A 20,252-nucleotide genomic window follows, 5' to 3' on the forward strand; every position below is an offset into this window, starting at 1 on the left:
TAGCGTTTCCTCATTTTTAATAACATTGGTCAGCTCTGTTACAAAATTAGAACTGTTTACAATCGTTGAGGCATTGTTCACAACATCACCAACTACGTCTATAGTAGTTTTAGAATCTTTCTCATTGGCATAAATGTAAGTGCCATTTCCTGTGCTTATAAGAGTCGTTTCAGTTTCATGTGCCTTTACAATTGCACTAATATCAAACAATTGCATCGTACCAGCTTCATCTAAGTAACTAAATTGATTTGTTGAAGAATTAAAAGTCACATTACCAGCAGTTTTTTTTACAATTTCATTGATTATTGTTGTCACTGATGGATTGTTTACAATTGTACTAAAATTATCTACAACATCACCTATTACATTAATAGAAACGCTATCACCTAGTTCATTTTTATAAGTATATAAACCTTTGCCATTACTCGTTAGAGTAGTTAACGTTTCATTAGCCTTAACAATCGAACTTAAATCTATAATTTGATTGTTGCCTGAGGCGTCAATATAATTAAAATCTTGATTGACAGGGTTATAGACAACTGTACCAGCGCTTGCATTAATTTCACTAGAAACAACTATTCTGTTCCATTTGTTGTTATACCAATAAAAGTAACCAGGTTTAATATCAGCAACAGTTTCAGTATTAAAAACCAATAAACTATTTACATTTCCATTCACAATTGTAGTAGCATCCGTAGAATTTTTTAATTTAATTCTAGGGATCAATACACCTTTGTCATTCGCCACAACTTCTAACTGAGAAGAAGAATTTGGCATTGGTGTCCCAATACCTACCTGAGAGTACAAGGAGCAACTACCAAGAACAAAAATTAAAGGAAGCAATTTATTCTTCATAAGATTTACTATTATGAGTTATTCTTTATTTCTAAATTATTATTAATGTTTGTGCCTTTAACCTGATTGGGCAAATTGATTTTTAATTCGGGCAACAAATCTTTATCTACATGCAGCACAAACTTTAATTATTGGCAAAATTATGTCCAGAATCTTGTTTACAACTACCACATAAACTTTTAAAATCAGCATAAAAAGCTAAAAAACAACACAATACAAGACTATAAATCATTGAGTTGCGTTTAATTTTACATCTAATGAAGGCTATATAGCTTAAAAAATGTATCCAATAAAAAAAAACGGTTTTAACTTCTAATTAAAGTCAAAACCGTTTTATTAAAACTCCGTCTATTTAAAGAAACTACATTCTATTCTTTCTTCACTTCTTTTATTACAATTATAAATTCTGATCGTCTATTGAGCTCATGATCTATATCGGTACAATTTACGCCATCGCTACACTTGTTTATAATTTGTGATTCTCCATAACCATCTCCCCATATCCTATTTGACGAAATTTCTCCTTGATTTATTATATAATCAATTGTTGTTTTTGCTCTATTTTTGGATAATCTTAAATTATAATCATTTCTACCTCTGCTGTCTGTATGTGACCTAACCTCTATGGAGATACTTGGACGGCTCTTCATTAAATTTATCACTTTATCCAATTGCAACTTAGAAGATTTGCGAATGGTATATCCATTGTAATCAAAATATATAGGAGCTAAATTTAATTTTTCTGTGAGATCATCTCCTTCTTTTAAAGTCACCAATTTATCGTCAACAATAATTAATAACTCATTAAATAAAGCAACAGATATTTCTTTCTTTTCAGAAATTTTCTGACCTGATACTAGTTTTCGTTCAATACCAAAACCTTTCTTTTTAAATTCGAAAGTATAACTTTTAAGTGGATGTAAATCAACTGAATAATTCCCTGCTCCATCGCTATATAGCTTTTTAACGATCTGATTTAAATTATTGTAAATTGTTATCTCAACATCTTTTACAGCTTCCCCTGTTACACTGTCAGTTACCATTCCAAAGTAAATAGGATTAAGATTAAATGGAAAAACTACTGGTTTTGTTTCAACAAAACCGTATATGTCATCATCTCCTTTACCTCCTTTTCTGTTAGATGAGAAAAATCCTTTTTTTGAATCTTCATCAATTGAATATGCAAAATCATCGCTTGACGAATTTATAGGTTCACCAATGTTAACGACAACATATTTGCCTTTACTATCTTTTGCTGCGGCAAAAATATCTAGTCCGCCAAGACCAGGATGTCCATCAGACGAAAAATATAATATACCATTGCTACTAACAAATGGAAACGTTTCACGACCATATGAATTTATTTCATCTCCTAAAGAATCAACTTTCATGGCAAAGCCCCCTCCTTTTTTTCTGCTTACAACATATAAATCAGTATCATACATCTTCTTTTTCCTATTGGAAACAAAATACAATTCATCTTCATTAGGACTTAAAGCAGGATGTGCCGATGATGTTCCATCCATATTTATAGGATAAGGAAGCTCGGAAATGTTCTCCCATCTGCCATTAACTTTTTCTGCTTGGAAAAGCCGTAGTTGACCAATTTCACATTGAGTGCTATTTCTAATTCTATTTTTTTTCTTTTCAAAATCTACCAAACGAGTAAAATACATTGTTTTACCATCTTTTGTAAATATTGGGGTACTTTGGTGATATTTTGAATTAATCCTACCCGGCAGTTTTTTTTCGCTCACAAGCCTGCCCTGTTCCGTTATTTTAGCGGAATAGAGTTTTAGAAAAGGTTTATTATTCCAATTATGCCTGTGCTTGACTAGAAATCCCGAATCTTTCGCAGTTGCATAAATTATTTCTTTATAAACTGGGAGTTTCTCAAATTTTTTAATTTTATCATTATCTATAACTATTTCACTTTTCTTGGCCCCATTTGCTGTATCTACCTGCTTTACTAACTCATTAATATCCCCTTCTTTTCGTTTCTCGTTATCTTCTCTTACAATTATTCTTGCTTTTTCTCTTTTTTCAAATCTATCGATTTCAATTGCTTTTTTAAGTGCCTCTTGGTTTGGGACAAATGCTGCTCCAAAATCTGAAAATATAGAATTAATTCCCGCATCAACAATTTGATCATATCTGTCTGCTTGTTGTTCAATTAATTTTAAGTATATTTTCGGATCCCATTTTTTGTTTTCGTCTGGCCTTTCGACTTTCTCATAATATTTCGTCATTACAGCTAACGCCAGATCATGTTGATTATTTGCTCTGAGACATAATGCATATCTTTCATAATACTCTTGCACGTCATAATCTCCATTTTCCATCAATTTGGCATACCAAAATGCTGCATTTTTATAATCCGAATTAAAAAAATAAGTATCACCTAAGCGAGCATAGACCTCACTTGAATTATTTCCATTTTCCACCAATCGCTCGAATAGCTTCCTTGCTTTTACAAAAGAAAACTTTTCAAATTTTGCATTAGCTCTAGCAAGCTTCCGATCTACCTTTTGGGGAAAAGCCACAACACTGCTTAAACAAAAAAGCAAAACCACTATTTTATGCGTTTTTATTTTCATAATCAATCTTAATTAGTCTTATTTAAAAAAATCTTGGCGACAACATTCTGGATTTAGATCCTCCAAACAATTCAAAGCGTAAAAAGATTTCATGCGATCCCGAATTATAATTTGCCAGCTTTGTTGTTTCTGTATCATACGCATATCCTATAAACCAAGAATCCGATAGTTGAAATCCCGCCATTGCACTTATTGATGAACCCAAGCGATAAGCAACCCCAGCAGTAAATTTGTCATTATACAGTAAATTCGCGGAAATATCCGTTTGTAATGGGGCTCCATGAACAACCTTCGCAAGCAAAGAAGGTTTTAATTTAAGGTTGTAATCCAAATCAAAAACATATCCTGCCATTAAATAATAATGCATACGCTCTTTTACAACATAACTTTCAGATTCGTCGTTGGCAGATTTACTATAATGAGTATTTTCTAGCATTTTGGGGATTGATAGCCCTAAATAGGATTTATCAGAATGAAAATAGACGCCAGCACCAATATTAGGAGAAAATTTTTTATCAATGTTGTCCTGAAATCTTGGGTCAGCTGGATCATAAATATCCAATTTCGTAAAATCGACATCTAATAAACTTGCTGTCCCTTTTAATCCAAACGATAACTTATAAAATGGTGAAGTGTCAATTGTATAAGAAAAATCAACAGAAATATTATTCGCCGTTGAAGGTCCTATTTGATCATTTATGACAGAAACCCCTAGTCCCAAATTAGAACTAATTGGTGTGTTGACAGAGAGCGTATTGGTGACTGGGGCACCATCGAGTCCTATCCACTGTGCCCGGTGTAACCCAAAAATACTTAATACCCCGCGTGAACCTGCATAGGCAGGATTTATATTAATCGTGTTATACATATACTGTGTATATTGAGCATCTTGCTGCCCTAACATAACATCCGAATAACAACAAAACATAATTGCAATAAATAAATTCAATCTTTTCATTTTCATACTATCTATTTAAAATAATGACAAAATTAAAGCATCACTACTTTTTTGTACTACCACATAAATTCATAAAATCATCATGAAAAGGTATGATCCACAAAATAGATAAATGGTATTTATCTAATAACAAACACTTAAAAATTTAATAATATTTACACACGATTTTTTGCAACTAAAAATCTTTTATAAACAAAAACCCGATTACTTCATGTAATCGGGCATCTTCAAAAAAACAATTAAATAAATTTATTTTTGATTATTACTATTTTAATCTATAACCTGATAGTAAAATTGTATCAATAAATTGTATCAATAATAAAACTTTACTTTTTACATATTTATATGAACTTAAAAAACTAAAATAACTGTTTGAGATAAACATTTTCAGTAATTTAAAGTATTAAATTAATTTCGCTTTAAATACAGCGTTTGGTAAATGTCCATGATATTCTTTGTATAAGAGTGAAAAATACGATGTTTTATAATATCCTAATTCATATGCAACATCACTGATTAGGTTAAAATCCCCGCTTTCTAATAAATCTTTTGCCAGTATTAATTTTTCGTTTTTAAACAATAAAGCTGGAGTAATACCAAATATATTTTTATATAAATTTCTATATTTTGTCAAAGACATATTAGCAATCTCAGACAATAATTTTAGTCCGGGGAAGGGCTTCGAAAGGTCAGATAATAAATATTCTTGAGAAATCATTATTGCTTTTAAATCTTTTTCCAAAAATATTCCTGTATTCGGCGTATTCGAATTCAACCTTTCTATAAAATAACCAAAGAGTTTATATACTGTACCCCTTAGCAAAAACTCGTAATTAATTGCATCTATTTTTTGCTGTTTTAAATTATACAAAGCCACTTTACTCCTGCTGTCTATATGACCGTAATAAAACATTCTATTTTTTTTATGGTTAAAAACCTTATTTAAATCTTTCTCCATGACTGTATCTGCGATATACCTTTTTATAAATGATTTGCGTATATATAGTCTAAGAGAATAGGTTCTTTCACCAACCTGAGAAACATATGTACTTTTAAGATGACTATCAATAATAGCAAAACCCATTTTTGATTTGTAACCTATATCATGATTAACATCATCCACGATATGCTTACTGATTTTGTCACTCATATCATAATAAACAATCCAAAAATCATCCTCAGAAGGCATTCTTGTAAAACGAATTGGTTTGTTTAATACCATGTCCACCAGAAGTACAGAGACATCTGGAGAAATTTCTATAAAATACCCCAAGCCACAAGCTTTACTTTTAGGAAAACGCAATAACTTATTATTATGTATTGTACATCCAAAACCATCAACAAAATCTTGCAGCCACTCTGGCGTTAAAGATGCTGAATGTTTAAATTCTGATATAAATTTATCCATAATATTCTTTTAAAATAAACTTTGATATTCTTTTGGACAAACTCCATACATCTCACTAAATCGCTTTGTTAAATACGAAGGAGTAGAGTAATTTAATTTTCGAGCCACTTCATTAACTGTAAACTTTCCGGTTTCCAGTAATTCTTTCGCCATGTTTAGTTTATTTAGGCAAAAATAGGTTCCCGGATTTGCGCCAGATATTCTCGCAAATAGTTTTTTATATTTTGCAGGTGACATTGCTACTTGTTTTGCCAAAAAGTTTATTCCAGGAAAAGGTTCTTGAATAATATTTTGTAACATCGTTTTAGAAACGATAATATTCTTCACATCTATAGTAATATTCTTATGTTCAATAATCTTATTTTTATTCAAGTACTTTACAAAATTACTTATCAGACCATATACTAACCCTACAAAATAAATTTTATATAATAAATTGTCATATTGGATTTTCCTGAAATCCTTTATCAAAATCAAACTCTCGTTACACATACGATCTAAACTGATAATTGTATTTTTTTTGGTTCCCAGAGTAACATCATAAATTGGAGTTAAGTGGGGAAAATATTTATTTAAAATATCTTTCTTAAAAAAAATAAAAACACCAAAAAATCGAGTTTCTTTTTGGATTTTATAGTCCATATCTACAGCACAATCTATAAAAGATAAGTTATAGTTCAATTTTCCTATCAAATTGTGATCACCATCAATAATAAGATTAATATCCAAATTAGTTATATAAAAATGTAGTCCTAAATAGTTGGTATTTTCATTTCGATATTGCAACAATACTTCTTCTTTATATGTAGTATCGACCACCATAGCCGTGATGCCATCTTCAACCGGCACAATAAAGTGGGTTCCTTTACAGATCGCATTATCTACTTTTATAAAATTCTCATCGATTTTGCCTCCCAAAGCTTCTCCCAAAGCATCAAGCCAATTAAGTGACGCATCATAATTATATATAACTTTTTTCATTCTAAAATTTTTCTTTTGAATTAATCTTAAATTTTATAATATATTAGAGAGATGTTAAAAAAAAGCATTTTTTGAGGCTATATCCTATAAAAATAAGAAGTGAAAAATATCTCTAACTAAGCCTCTCCTTTAATAAAAATTAAGCTTGCTTTTTTTATTAGAAATAAATTGATTTTTTATGTAATTTATTAATTTTTAGTTTCATAAAATTGATTGTCACACACTAGCTTTCTCACTATCCTCGACTTACGACTAACTTAATCAACTTACAATGAAAGCAATGCCGACAAACTATACACAAAGTGCAATTAATAACATTTACGTTTATCGTAATCATTATGCATATTTCAAATCAGCAATACTTGGATATGGCTGATAATAAGAATTAATACTTAACGTTTTATTTTGTAATTACAAAAAGATTGAAATCATTTTGCAAAAGTATATCGAGGCTATTATTTAGAAATACCATGATACCACATAAAATCAACATAAAAAGCTTACCTTATTAAATAACCTGCTGCCATTTAAATTTTTCCAAAAAAAAACCAGTCACATCACGTAACTGGAAAATGGATCTTTATTTGATTTATTATTGATTCTAAACTTTAAGAACTGTTTTGGGTAGTACTCCAAAATAATCCCTGTAGATCGCTGAGAAGTAAGCTGTTTTATTATATCCCAACTCAAAAGACACATCGCTAACTAAATTAAAATCACCACTTTCCAACAACTCTTTAGCCAACAGTAACTTTTCATTCTTAAAAAATTTCGCAGGACTCATTCCAAATATATCTTCATACAAATTTCTATATTTCGTAGAAGACATATTTGCAATATTTGCTAGAAATTCTGTTCCTGGAAATGGAATCAAAAGGTTTGATAATAGTTGTTGTTGACTTACCATAACTGCTTGAATATCTTTCTCTAAGTGCATTCCTATTTTAGGCATTTTGCTATTTAACCTTTCTATTAAATAACCTAATAAATTATATGAAACTCCTTTGATGAGAAGTCCATAATGAGGATCATTAGTACTTTTTTGCTTCAAACTATGTAATATTATTTTACTTCTGCTATCAATATGTCCGTAAAAAAACATTTTGTTTACTTTGTCATCAAAAACATCCTTAAAATCTTTTCTAAACTCTGATCCAGTAAAAAAACTTTTCATATAAGACTTTCGAATAAACAACCTTAATGAATAAAACCTCTCCCCTACCGCTGCAAGATATGTGCTTCCAATTTGATTATCTACAATTGCAAAATTTAATTTCGATGTATAACCAATTTTATGATCAACACCTTCTAGAATATGTTTACTAAAGGTATTGCTCATATCATAATATACAATCCAAAAATCGTCTTCAGAAGGTATTCTCGTTAATCGAAGTGGCTTTTTTAATACTGAATCAATGACAAGGACTGAGAGGCCAGAATGGATTTCTGCTAAATAACATGAACCAAGAGCTAAATCTTCAGAGAAAATCATAAGTTCATCTACTACAGTACAGCCTAGCTCATCGACAAACTTTTTGCGCCATTCTTCGGTCAATGAAAATACATGTCTAAATTCCGGGGCTGAATCACTCGTTGCTGCTTTCATAATAAATTTTGATAATCCTTTGGAAAAACTCCATATTTGCTATTAAAACGTTTTGCCAAATAAGAAATATTTGCATAATTTAATTTGTCTGAAACTTCACCAACAGTATATTGTCCGGTTTCAAGTAGCTCTTTGGCACGCTGTAACTTATTGCTGTAAAAAAAAGATCCCGGGCTTAGTCCTGTAATTTTAGTAAATATCTTTTTATATTTTGAAGAAGACATAGCAGCCTGTCTTGCTAAAAAATCGATCCCGGGAAAAACTCCCTCAATGGATTCTAACAACATGGCTTTAGAAGCTAAAATACTTTTTACATCCACATTCATTACTTTGCTAATAATAAACTTCTTAGCTAATAATTGTTCCAAATAATTACCTAATAGTTGATAAACAAGACCTCTAAAATAAAGCTCCAATAAAGAATTCTCATACGACATTTTTCTGAAATTATTTATTAAAATCAGGCTATCTATATTCATTCTATCCATACTAATGATAGTATTTTTCTCGTTATCAAAAAGATCATTAGATAGCGACGTCAATGAGGGTACTTTATCTATATACTGTTTTAGCGCCAATTGGTCAATAAATATACAAATAGCATATACCATAGTACCTTGATCAATGACATAATCCAGATCTATTTCACTGCTGACCAAAGAAAGATTATAATCTTGTTTTCCTATTATTACAGATTTCTCTTTTAAAATAAAATCGATATCATGATTCGTAACATAAAAGTACAAACCCACAAAATCATCATCGGTTCGAAATCTCAACATTACATTTTCTTTGTAAGTAACGTCAACCAACATTGCTGTTAGTTCATTCTCAATTTCAAAAATAAAATGTACGCCTGTATAAAGTTCATTATTTCCTTTAATAAAATTCCCATCAATTATGCCACCTATAGCTTTTGCAAGTACTTCTATCCAATTGAGATCTGCACTATGAAAATGATTTACTGTCTTCATTATTAAAACTTTAGCATAAAAATAACAAATAAAAAGCATAAATGTTTTAGGATCATTTAATTTTTTATTTCAAAATATTGCTCGAATATTCAGTAAGTTGGCATCCCTTTTTTCAAAAAAAATTTCAGTGCTCAGTAGATAAGGATCCAATATTAAACAGCAGTATTTTGAATGATTAATTTATTTAAGGCCTCTTATTTATTATTTTCTATTTTTATTTTCATTTTTCGCTGATATCTAGTAAATTAGTGCTAAGATTCAAAACAATAATCACAAAAAAATGTTTCAAATACTGAAATAAATTGTGAATCTATAATTCGTAAAAAACTCATAAATTGATAGTAGTTATATAAAATAATTTTACGTAATGAACCTCTAAATATATATTTTATGAATAAAGCTATTTTATTTTTTCTCGCTATTCTAATCTTTACCAGCTGTAAAAAAGAGCAACTTAAAGAAAACCCCATAAGCCCTGAGCAAGCTAGGGCGATTGCTAAAGAGGCTTATATTTATTCATATCCAATGCTGATGGGTTATAAATCTCTTTACTATACCTCCATAGATAAAAAGAGTCCTGGTTACAGAAGCGACTTAAACGTGATTAGTAATGACAGCCGTCCTGCCGACAATACGCGCAAAGATGTAGTCTCTATGAATGCTGACACCCCCTATTCAGTATTTGCCCTTGATTTAAGAACTGAACCGATGGTTTTCTCTGTTCCCCAAATTAAAGACCGATATTATGTATTTCAGTTCATTGATCTTTTTACACACAACTTTGCCTATGTTGGAACCCGAGTAACAGGTAATCAAGCAGGGGATTATTTATTTGTTGGACCCAATTGGAAAGGAGAAATTCCAAATGATAAATTTAAAGGTGTTTATCATGTAGAGAGCCAGCTGGCTACAGGAATCGGAAGAACCCAATTATTTGGATCAGAGGACTTGCAAAATGTTGTCAAAATTCAAAACAAATACAAACTTACCCCCATGAGTAAGTTTTTAGGAACGGAAAAGCCAGAACCAGCACCTTCCATATCTTGGATCCCTATTACCGATCCCAACGACTTTAACAATGCAAATTTCATAAAATATTTTAATCTGTATTTAAACTTAGTGCAACCGTTTAATGAAGAAGATCTCGAATCTCTTAAAAAATTCGAAAAAATCGGCATAAAACCTGGAGCGAAGTTTGATCCAACTCAATTTAGCGATTCAACTATTGCTGCTATTAATCAAGGGGTCAATGAAGGCATTGCCACTATTAAAGATAGAGCCAACAAAATTGGGGAGCAAAAAAATGGATGGAATATGATGGATCCATTTGGAAATAGGGCCTTCTATAAGGGTGATAGACTTTTAAGAGCAGCTGCTGTTATGGTTGGAATATACGGAAATGACAAGGCAGAAGCTTTTTATCCTGTCGCTTATGTAGATGCAGATAACAATACTCTAAATGGAAAAACTAACAAGTATAAAATTCATTTTTCAAAAGAAGAGATTCCTCCTGCTAAATATTTCTGGTCTATTACAATGTACGATAAAAGTGCCGATGGAGTTGGTGGCTACTTGATTAAAAACCCAATTAATAGATTCCTTATAAATTCAAGTACCGAGGGGCTTAAATATGACAAAGAGGGAGGATTAACAGTTTACATCCAAAACGAGAAACCTGATGATGCAACAGTTTCAAATTGGCTTCCTGCTCCACCAGAAGAGTTTTACTTAATGATTCGCATATATGGCCCCAAAGAATCAGCCATGAACAACACCTGGACACCTCCAAGTGTACAGAAGATTAAATAGTTGTAGCTTTCGATTAAATTTTAGAGAAGAATACATTTAATAATCCAAAATCTTTAATTATGCTAAGTAAAAAATTAGTAAGAATAATCACATGTATGTCTGTAATTATTTTTGTAGGCTGCAACAAAAACGCCACAAAAGAAAAAGAGATTAATGCTTCCACAACAATAGTAAAAACAGAGAAATTAAGCCCTCAAGAAGTGCGTTCCATAGCCAAAGAAGCATATATATATGGTTTTCCAATTGTAGACAATTCACGAGTGCAATATGCTTTTTTTGTAAACAAACAGGATCCTGATTATAAAGCCCCCTGGAATACCCTTTGTAATATCCCAAGAGTATTTACACCAAAAGACAAGACCATCCAAACACCAAACTCAGACACGCCTTACTCGTGGATAGGTTTGGATTTAAGGGCAGAACCAATAGTTTTCATAATCCCTCCAATTGATAAAAACAGATACTGGAGTCTTCAGCTGATTGATCTTTACACCCATAATTTTGATTATCTAGGCAGCCGTACAACCGGAAATGATGGAGGTAATTTTATGATAGCAGGACCAAAATGGAAAGGTGAAACACCTCAAGGCATTACCAAAGTAATTAGGTGTGAAACCGAAATTGCTTCGGCTCAATTCCGCACCCAATTGTATAACGTACAAGATTTAAAAAATGTCATTAAAATTCAAAATCGATATATCGTCAAACCTCTATCTGTTTTTTTAGGAAATCCAAAGTCTCCTAAAGCAAAAGAAATTGATTTTATCAAGCCACTATCACGAAACGAGGAGAATAAATCACTTCAAATTTTTAACAACTTAAATTTTGCATTGCAGTTCTGTCCTACTCATCCAAGCGAAAAAGAACTAATGAAGCGTTTTGCAAAAATAGGAGTTGTTGCTGGAAATACAATAGACACACTTTCGCTCGATCCTGAAATTAAAAAAGCAATGCATGATGGAATAGCTGATGCTTGGGTTGATTTTAAAAAACAACAACTAAAACTTGAGAGAGGCGAAGCTTCCCCAAGCGATGGATACGGAACACGAGCATTTTTAAAGAATAACTATTTGTACAGAATGATAGCTGCTGCGCTGGGAATTTACGGAAACACAAAAGAAGAAGCTATGTATCCAGCGTATTATACTGACAATACTGGAGATAAGCTGAATGGCAAATACCGATATACGATCAAGTTTGGTCCAAATGGGCTGCCTCCTGTGAATTCTTTTTGGTCACTTACAATGTATGAATTGCCTTCGAGTCTATTAGTAGATAATTCATTAAATCGCTACCTGCTCAACTCCACTATGATGTCGCAGTTTAAAAAAGATCCGGATGGCGGATTGACTTTGATTATCCAAAATCAATCACCAGGCAAAGCAAATGAATCTAATTGGCTGCCAGCCCCGAAAGGCCCCTTTTCTATGATTATGAGATTATACTGGCCCAAAGAAGAAGCTCTCAATGGTTCTTGGAAACAGCCTCCTTTGATCAAAATTACAAAATAGATGGATGCTAAAAAAGAAGAGACAAATTCCAAATTAAATTGGGAAATTTTCCTCTCAATCAGTAACAAGCAAATTATTAATTATACAATTGAAGCCGATAAGGACCAACTCATTATTTTTTTAATGTAAATGAACGCCAAAGCATAAAGTTCGAATCCTGCTATACCAAATGTCCATTACTGTACGTTGCTTTAAAATCTATCTTTACCATCCGTGTAAGCCATTGAAATCTCACTCAGCTGTATGGGAGTGCTGCACTGCAGGGCAAATGAAGAACAGACCGTAAAACTGCTCTGATAAAAGAAGAAATTACTTCGATATCCCTTAATGCTAAACAGCGGTATGGAAGCTCAGGAATTACTCCAGAACCCCAAAGCCATGGATATGAAATATCCAGAATAACTGTGGATAAATCATCAGGCATTTAGGACTTTACAGTAAACGATGATGTTTATTCTCGGATACGACCTAATTAAATTACCAAATGGATTCATGTTTTGGAAGGAATTTACCATCACCATTTTCCTGCTCCTTTGTATTTCACTAAAAATGGGTTTAAAGGGTCTATCTTAAAAACAGGCTTACTATAACTTTTTTGCAAATAATTTCCCTTGTTATACGATTTAAGAATGTCAGGATCTAAAAAAGGCAGATCTTCAATATATATCAAATATTTATACAAGTTTGCCAGCATAGTCTGCAGACCTCCCCCATCTGCTCTGTTGACCAAATTACTAGTATGGGTGTAGCCACTATGGTGTCCGTACTCATGGGACCACGATGACATATCACCAATCCAGTGTCCAACTACATAATTTTTTTCCCAATGCGACACCAATGGACCGCCTCCCCATGCAGCTTCTCCTCCTACCATTGCCATATAAAGCTTTCGGCCGTCAATATAGTTTGCATAGACCTGCTCCATCTGTATTTTGGTCAAATAGTCATAAGCACCGTTAACATCCTCTGCATTTCCATGCCAATTCAGAGCGCCTTCTAGAGGCTTACCTTCAATTGCCATCTGTTCTTTTTTATATGTATCGAAATTCATAAATGTTTCATAATACAAAGGATGACTAAGTACATAAGAAAAATTAATAATCATTGTGATGGCTTCCTTAGCTAAAACAGGATTCATCGGTAAGTATCCATTTGGATTAGGAATACTCAAATGATATTGGTCGCTAAACGCTACTAGTCGGGAAGATTTAATTCTTTTAAATTTTTGGAACAAAGGATCATTTGACTCCACTGAAAATTCTATGTCATCAGAAACAAAATCATCGATTTTCTCAATTTTTATTGTGCCTCCTGATTCTAGTTGGTATATATCAGTCTTCTCTGTCAGGGGAATTTTATGGCAAGAACGGTGAAAGGCAGGAATTTTGGAAAAATTAAGTATCAGGAATCGTTTGTCATAATTGGGCAGTTTTGCATAAACTTTTACGTTTGAAAGGCCGACAGGCGAAAATAGTGAAACCTGCAAAGAATCCTTTCCCTTGAGCAGAACTTGCAGCGGTTTGTTTACACGGAACCATCGCTCACTGTTATCATACATTTTTGAAGGGTTTTCATCATCTTCAAACATGGTAATCGGATTGTTCTCTCTAGGCAGTCTTGAAGCATCAATTTGAGCGAGAACAAAATCGTTTTCCTTCAAATCACTATCACTGCAACTAATAAAGAGCACTATTGTGGTTATACATAATAAGCAATAATAAATAATTCTTTTCATCATCTACTGTTTTAAAGTTTAATCTTTTGATGCATCTGCTTTTTTATTGATTTTTTGAGAAGTTTTCTTTTGCTATCAATCAGCGATTAAAGTTCGAAACTGGTAGCAAGAAATTCTAATACGAAGTAGTTAACGATAATTTATTGCTGATTACTGCTTAAATATACCGATTAACGGGTTTTCAAATAAATAATGTTATTAGGATTCTGCACACTATTTTACGTTATGATGCCCATGGCTGTTTTGATCTGTATTCCGTCGCAAAGCTGCATAATGCCGCAATCCGCCAAAAACAAAAATTCTCGAACCTTCAATAAATAATGATTTTTGAATTTTGCTGTGGTTTGAAACATTACTTCTCAATATCTGATTTTATTTTCTAATTCCCAATTGCTATTTTTAAGTTGGTCACTATCCCGAAGAGGTCAAAAATTTGGTCTAATTTACATTGTTATAATCTTTTAAAAAAAACTTACCAGAAATCGTATTCCCATAATCCTTCAAGACGAGACGTTAATTCCTAGATCCGACCGTTAACTACTTCATAATTGATCAGTCCGGACAAAACTTATAGCTTTAGCCCATAGGGCCGCACTTCCAAATAGTAAAGCTTGGAATTTTAACAGATTTGAAACTCCTGGAATTGATTTTAGAAAACCATCACACGTGTTTCAAATTAATCCCGATAAAAGCAAATGCATTATGTACAGACTATATGCAATAGAAAGGATGACTAATTTAAGGTTTGCCTTTTTTCAGCAAAAGGTCCATTCAGATGCATTTGCATAGATCAGTGCAAGCAGATTAAATAAAATTATAATTATTAAATCGTATAAATCTTAAATCGCAAAATATGAATTACGAAGATAAACCAGAGAACTATTTCAAGAAGCTGAGGCCAGAAATGCTTAAGTATCTACCAGAGAATTCATCAAAAATTTTAGAAATCGGCTGCGGCAACGGCGCTTTTGGGGCAATGCTGAAAAAAGGGGGCAACAGAGAAGTCTGGGGCATTGAATTAATGGACAAAGAGGGCAAAGAAGCGCAAAAGGTGCTCGATCACGTCTTTATTGGCAAATGCGAAGACTTACTTAATAACCTTCCAGATAATTACTTTGACGCCATATTTTGCAATGATGTCCTGGAGCATATATTTGATCCTTATTCTTTATTGAAACTCCTAAAGCAGAAACTTTCAGATAATGGCTCGGTAATCAGCTCCATACCAAACATCCGCTATCACAATGAATTCAGGATGTTTTTATTTAGTAAGGACTGGAAATACGCAAAATATGGTGTGATGGACTTTACACATATGAGGTTTTTCACAGGGAAAAGCATTAGAAGGATGTATGAAGATGCAGGTTATGAAGTGAAAAAACATGAGGGCATCAACAAAACCAAATCCATAAAGCCGTATCTATTGAATATTCTTTTTCTTTTTACCCAATTGGATATTTTTTACCTGCAGTATGCCACAGTTGCCTCGAAATCATCAGTTTTCGGAGAAATAGCAGTCACTTGAAGATTGCAACGATGCGCGGGTTTATCAGCCCGGAACAACAAAGGCAGGCATCTGGGCTGCCAAATCCAAAAGAATACGCTGCAAAATAATCTATGGGTTGGATAAAACTGTCGCTGGACCAGCTTTAAATAATAGCCAGGAAAGTGATTCTTTAATCATCAGCATCCTCTATGAATCACTATCATAATTACCAACAGTTGCCAAATACCAGCTAGAATATATGTCCGGATGTGATGCTTAATTTTTAATGCTCGTATATTTTATCGCACCGTTCCTGCAACACTTTGTCGCTTGCATTAAAAAACAGCGTAACTTAACATGAATTGGATAACTCTATTTAAGTTATAACCCAGCTGATAAAATAATGCAATATTAGTCGATACTTAAAGACAAGAAATCCATCAACAATGGAAGGAAGAACTATTTTGCTTAGAAAAATTATCGGAGCAATATCAAAAAATAGATAATGTGTTTTTCAGCAGAATTGGTCCACGGCATTTTATAAGCATAGAATTTTATGGAATCTTTTTCAGATGTAATGTCAAATTAGGAATCCCTTTGCCAACTCCAAATACGAATTAACATAGGAAATACAATTCATTAGAACTTATCATTTTAATGAATATCGATTTGTTATACCTGATCTGCATTATATGCAACTCTCTGAAATGAGCCCGGTATTTGCTGCATATCTAAACTTCCGACTGCCTTATTTGTATCCCCCTTCTGGCCACGGTATTGACTCATCATCTGGTAGAGGAAAATAATAACTACAACATTTTAAGATCCACAAGCTGCACTTTTAAGGGGATAATGCAAATCAAAAAGAAAAAGGGCACATTACCATTAAAGTCTTTTTCAAACATAAATATTAAAAAAGAGGGTTGAATCTAGACAACCCTCTATAAAATCCACTATAAATATTAAATTGCATACTAATTCAAAATAATAATCGACAGTGAAATACAAATTAGATTTTATATTACCTTTTTGGTGAAACTATTCTTGATTCATCAAGAAGGGTCATCGTACCTGTAAATTGGCTACCTTGTTCAATAACCCATTACACTTATTCTATGTTTGAAATAACCTTTAAAATCAATCAGCTTTGGAGATTTTTGCTACTATAGGGCAACTCGGCATAAATAAATCAAAAGACGTAGGAGACAAATTATCACGATCAATTGTCGCCAACTGCAAAGCAAGATATTACTTATTTAAATTTGACGACTTACAAAGTTCATTATAGGCTCTGGAACAGCATAACTGATAAAAACAAACCATCGTTTGGACAATCGTTTTACTCTTTTTTAAGTTTAATATTGAGTACTTCTCCGGATATTCTGACCTTTTTGCTTATAAATCCAGTGCTCGAAAATTCTAAATTCTCCTTGATTTTCGCTGCAATTATATAATCACCATTTGAATCAGTCTGAACTATTCTTGCCCTTTCCTTGAGCAGTACCTTCACAGCATTTAATGGTTTTCCATACTGATCTGTAACTCGTCCTTTGATTGTAATTATATCCGACCTTTGTCTTCCCGCTACCTCCAAAGCAACACTTTCCGCCCGCCCAAGACATACATCTGCATTTGCCGATGCAGCCAATGAGATCAACGCACATGAAAAAATTACCTTTATTTTATCGCCAACATATTTACCGTCTTTGTTTTTCTTTATCATGAAACAATCTTTTTACTTAAAAACATTACTCTTCTTTTGTTTATATTTTACATATAGCCTTTATAAATTCATTATGATAAAATAACTTTTCAATCCCCTCCTTATATAGGTCCCAAAAATCACTTCCATTTTCCTGCTCCTTTATATTTAACATAGAATGGATTCAATGGTTGTATCTTAAAAACAGGTTTAAGGTAACTCCCACGCAAGTACTTAGTCTTGCTGTAACTTTTAAGAATGTCAATATCTGTAAAAGGAAGATCGTCAATATAGATAAGGTATTTGTAAAAATTCTCCATCATTACCTGCAGTCCCCCTCCATCTTGATAGTTCACCAAATTGCTGCTGTGCGCGTAGCCGCTGTGATGTCCATATTCATGTGTCCATACAGACATGTCCCCGATCCAGTGCCCTACAACATACTGGGTCTCCCAATGTGAGGCCAGCGGTCCTCCTCCCCACGCAAATTCTCCTCCTACCATTGCCATAAAAAGTTTTCTTGCATCAATGTAGTTTGCATACACCTCCTGCATTTGTACTTTTGTAAAATAATCATAATCCCCATTTATGTCCTCCTTGTTTCCATGCCAATTAAGAGCGCCCTCCAACGGCTTTCCTTCAATGAGCATCTGCTCCTTTTTGTAGGTATCAAAATTCATGAATGTTTCATAAAATAGTGGATGGCTTAAAGCATATGAAAAATTAATGATCATTGTTACGGCCTCTTTTGCCAAAACAGGATTCATCGGAAGGTACTTTTCCGGGTCGTTCAAATGATACTGGTCACTGAATCCAACCAGTCTCTGGGACTTGATTTTCTTGAATTTTTGGAATAAGGGATCGTCCGATTCGACTGAAAATTTAATTTCAGTGGAATAATCCTCAATTTTGTCAACTACTAGACTTCCTTCTGTTTCAAGCTTGTAAAAATTTTTCTTGACCGCCATCGGTATTTTATGATATGAACGATGGAAGGCCGGAATTTTAGTAAAACTGAAAATCAGGAATCTCCTCTCGTATGCCGGAAGTTTTGCATAAACCTTCACGTTGGAGAGGCCTACGGGCGAATAGAGCGATATCTGAACGGAATCCTTTCCTTTTTGTATTATATTGAGAGGTTCATTTACACGAAACCAGCGATCGTTATTGTCATACATTCTTGAATGGGGTTCATCATCTTCGAACATCGTCATAGGCCTATTTTCTTTAGGCAGATTAGTGGCATCGATCTCGGGAAGTGAATACTCTTCATCTGAATCGCTGTCACTGCAGTTGACCACCAAAGCTGTGAAAATCAAAAGAAAGAAAAACCTAAAACAGTGTCTATTCATAATTATACTTTTTAACAACAGATTATTATTTATAATGCTCAAAAACAGCTCAAATCGTTCCATCAGTTTTGTTGGCACATTTTTCTAATACTATGAAAGCCTGGTAGTACTATACAAATATTGAAACAAATTCCATAAAAAAACATTCCCAAGTAGTTATCGTTGCTTTTTTGCAGATTAACAAAACAATATGCCGATTAACGATTATTTTAACCCATTATATTTTTGCCGGCCACATCTTAAAAATCAAAAGTTAGTCTTATCAGGCCAAGATGACTTAGTGGAATCAATCGTGTACAGGACTATGGGTACAGGGGCAATTGCTTATGGATTCTAAAAAATCCAGACCTATTGTGATGGAATGCGTGCCTGCATTATAGCTTCCCATCTGGCTTAATGTCAACTGGTACGAATAACCAAGATAAAATTTGGACTTCTTAAAACCGGCCATGGGTCCTACCGATAAAGGCCTCGAGGATTGGTCGTTCAACATCCGGTATGAAATTCCAATCCAATAGTAGTCATCATAACCATTGTACTGTCGGTACTTAATATTTAAATCGGTTGTCGAGCGTTTGTCTCCGGCAAAATATTGAAAATAGATAGAAGGCTCATATTCAATACGCCGGTTGTACCTGTCTTTGAATATATAACCTGAATAGAGCTGATAATTAAACAACAATACAGGCTCTGCCCGAATGTCTTTCTTGATGACCTTCTTGAGTATATTGTTTCCGCTCAGACTCAGGTAGAACTTATTGAGGCGGTAAAGCACTCCAATATCAAAATTATTATTCGCTACATTGCGGTCTTTTACCATTGCATCCATTACGGGCTGCTCAATTGTGAGATTGAACTTGTCGCTATCAATCCTAAAATGGTTAAAATTATAAGAAAGCCCAAATGACAGATATTGCTTTGAATAATAGTCCAAAGTCAGATGGTGGGCAAAAGAAATCTTTGCACCGGTCTGGCGAGTATAGCCGTTTTTGTCATTGTAGAGGCTTATGCCTACTCCAGATCGGTCCATAATCCTGAAATCAGCAAATAATGATTGATTGTTGGGTGCATCCTTCAAGCCTATCCATTGCGCAAGGCCGTTGGCGCGGATCCTCAGGTTATCCCCAATGCCCGCATATGTGGGTGAGATAACAAATGGATTATCAGCTAGATATTGCGTCAATATAGGCAGATTCAATTCTTGGCTGTAGCCCGATGACACAGCCAAGAATAACAGTAAGGATAATCTCATTTTTTTTTTATTTGACAACATAATAC

The 20,252-nt window shown here is 33.3% G+C and carries 13 protein-coding genes and 1 pseudogene; 3 read left to right on the forward strand and 11 right to left on the reverse strand.

Annotation, left to right across the window (positions count from 1 at the left end):
* From ACWA1B_RS18935 to ACWA1B_RS18965, 7 genes and pseudogenes are all read right to left on the reverse strand, one after another.
* Positions 1–855 (reverse strand): annotated as a pseudogene (locus tag ACWA1B_RS18935) (hypothetical protein); the annotation flags it as partial.
* 368 nt (positions 856–1,223) lie between these two features.
* A complete protein-coding gene (locus ACWA1B_RS18940) occupies positions 1,224–3,452 on the reverse strand; it encodes an OmpA family protein (protein ID WP_456909627.1) in 2,229 nt (742 codons plus the stop codon).
* A gap of 22 nt (positions 3,453–3,474) precedes the next feature.
* Positions 3,475–4,410, reverse strand: a complete 936-nt coding sequence (locus ACWA1B_RS18945) for a PorP/SprF family type IX secretion system membrane protein (RefSeq protein WP_456909765.1) — start codon at positions 4,408–4,410, stop codon at positions 3,475–3,477.
* Between the two features lie 403 nt (positions 4,411–4,813).
* Positions 4,814–5,818, reverse strand: coding sequence for a helix-turn-helix domain-containing protein (locus ACWA1B_RS18950; RefSeq protein WP_456909629.1), 1,005 nt, complete (start codon positions 5,816–5,818; stop codon positions 4,814–4,816).
* A 9-nt stretch (positions 5,819–5,827) separates the two neighbouring features.
* Positions 5,828–6,799: a helix-turn-helix transcriptional regulator gene (locus ACWA1B_RS18955; RefSeq protein ID WP_456909631.1), complete on the reverse strand. Its 972-nt coding sequence runs from the start codon at positions 6,797–6,799 to the stop codon at positions 5,828–5,830.
* Positions 6,800–7,400: 601 nt separating this feature from the next.
* Positions 7,401–8,405 carry a helix-turn-helix domain-containing protein gene (locus tag ACWA1B_RS18960; RefSeq protein WP_456909633.1) on the reverse strand — a complete coding sequence of 335 codons (1,005 nt, stop codon included), beginning with the start codon at positions 8,403–8,405 and terminating at the stop codon, positions 7,401–7,403.
* The gene (locus ACWA1B_RS18965; RefSeq protein WP_456909635.1) at positions 8,402–9,379 is read right to left on the reverse strand and encodes a helix-turn-helix transcriptional regulator; all 978 of its coding nucleotides are present in this window, start codon (positions 9,377–9,379) and stop codon (positions 8,402–8,404) included. The genes ACWA1B_RS18960 and ACWA1B_RS18965 overlap by 4 nt, the downstream gene beginning before the upstream one ends.
* 390 nt (positions 9,380–9,769) lie before the next feature.
* Here ACWA1B_RS18965 and ACWA1B_RS18970 point away from each other — a divergent pair, with 390 nt between their 5' ends.
* Entirely contained in the window at positions 9,770–11,188 is a 1,419-nt protein-coding gene (locus tag ACWA1B_RS18970; protein WP_456909637.1) for a DUF1254 domain-containing protein, read from the forward strand.
* A gap of 59 nt (positions 11,189–11,247) precedes the next feature.
* Positions 11,248–12,699, forward strand: coding sequence for a DUF1254 domain-containing protein (locus ACWA1B_RS18975; RefSeq protein WP_456909639.1), 1,452 nt, complete (start codon positions 11,248–11,250; stop codon positions 12,697–12,699).
* A 514-nt stretch (positions 12,700–13,213) separates the two neighbouring features.
* Here the strand turns inward: ACWA1B_RS18975 and ACWA1B_RS18980 are convergent.
* The gene (locus ACWA1B_RS18980; protein WP_456909641.1) at positions 13,214–14,434 is read right to left on the reverse strand and encodes a hypothetical protein; all 1,221 of its coding nucleotides are present in this window, start codon (positions 14,432–14,434) and stop codon (positions 13,214–13,216) included.
* Between the two features lie 853 nt (positions 14,435–15,287).
* On the opposite strand from ACWA1B_RS18980, the gene ACWA1B_RS18985 reads away from it, so the two are divergent.
* Positions 15,288–15,959 (forward strand): class I SAM-dependent methyltransferase, encoded by a 672-nt coding sequence (locus tag ACWA1B_RS18985; RefSeq protein ID WP_456909643.1) that lies wholly within the window; start codon positions 15,288–15,290, stop codon positions 15,957–15,959.
* Between the two features lie 1,300 nt (positions 15,960–17,259).
* Here the strand turns inward: ACWA1B_RS18985 and ACWA1B_RS18990 are convergent.
* The 3 genes from ACWA1B_RS18990 to ACWA1B_RS19000 form a co-directional block, all read right to left on the reverse strand.
* Positions 17,260–17,643: a carboxypeptidase-like regulatory domain-containing protein gene (locus ACWA1B_RS18990; protein WP_456909645.1), complete on the reverse strand. Its 384-nt coding sequence runs from the start codon at positions 17,641–17,643 to the stop codon at positions 17,260–17,262.
* Between the two features lie 119 nt (positions 17,644–17,762).
* Positions 17,763–18,974 (reverse strand): hypothetical protein, encoded by a 1,212-nt coding sequence (locus tag ACWA1B_RS18995; RefSeq protein WP_456909647.1) that lies wholly within the window; start codon positions 18,972–18,974, stop codon positions 17,763–17,765.
* Between the two features lie 286 nt (positions 18,975–19,260).
* Positions 19,261–20,226 (reverse strand): PorP/SprF family type IX secretion system membrane protein, encoded by a 966-nt coding sequence (locus tag ACWA1B_RS19000; protein WP_456909649.1) that lies wholly within the window; start codon positions 20,224–20,226, stop codon positions 19,261–19,263.
* Positions 20,227–20,252: the final 26 nt, after the last annotated feature.

Source organism: Flavobacterium xizangense (genome assembly GCF_054075145.1).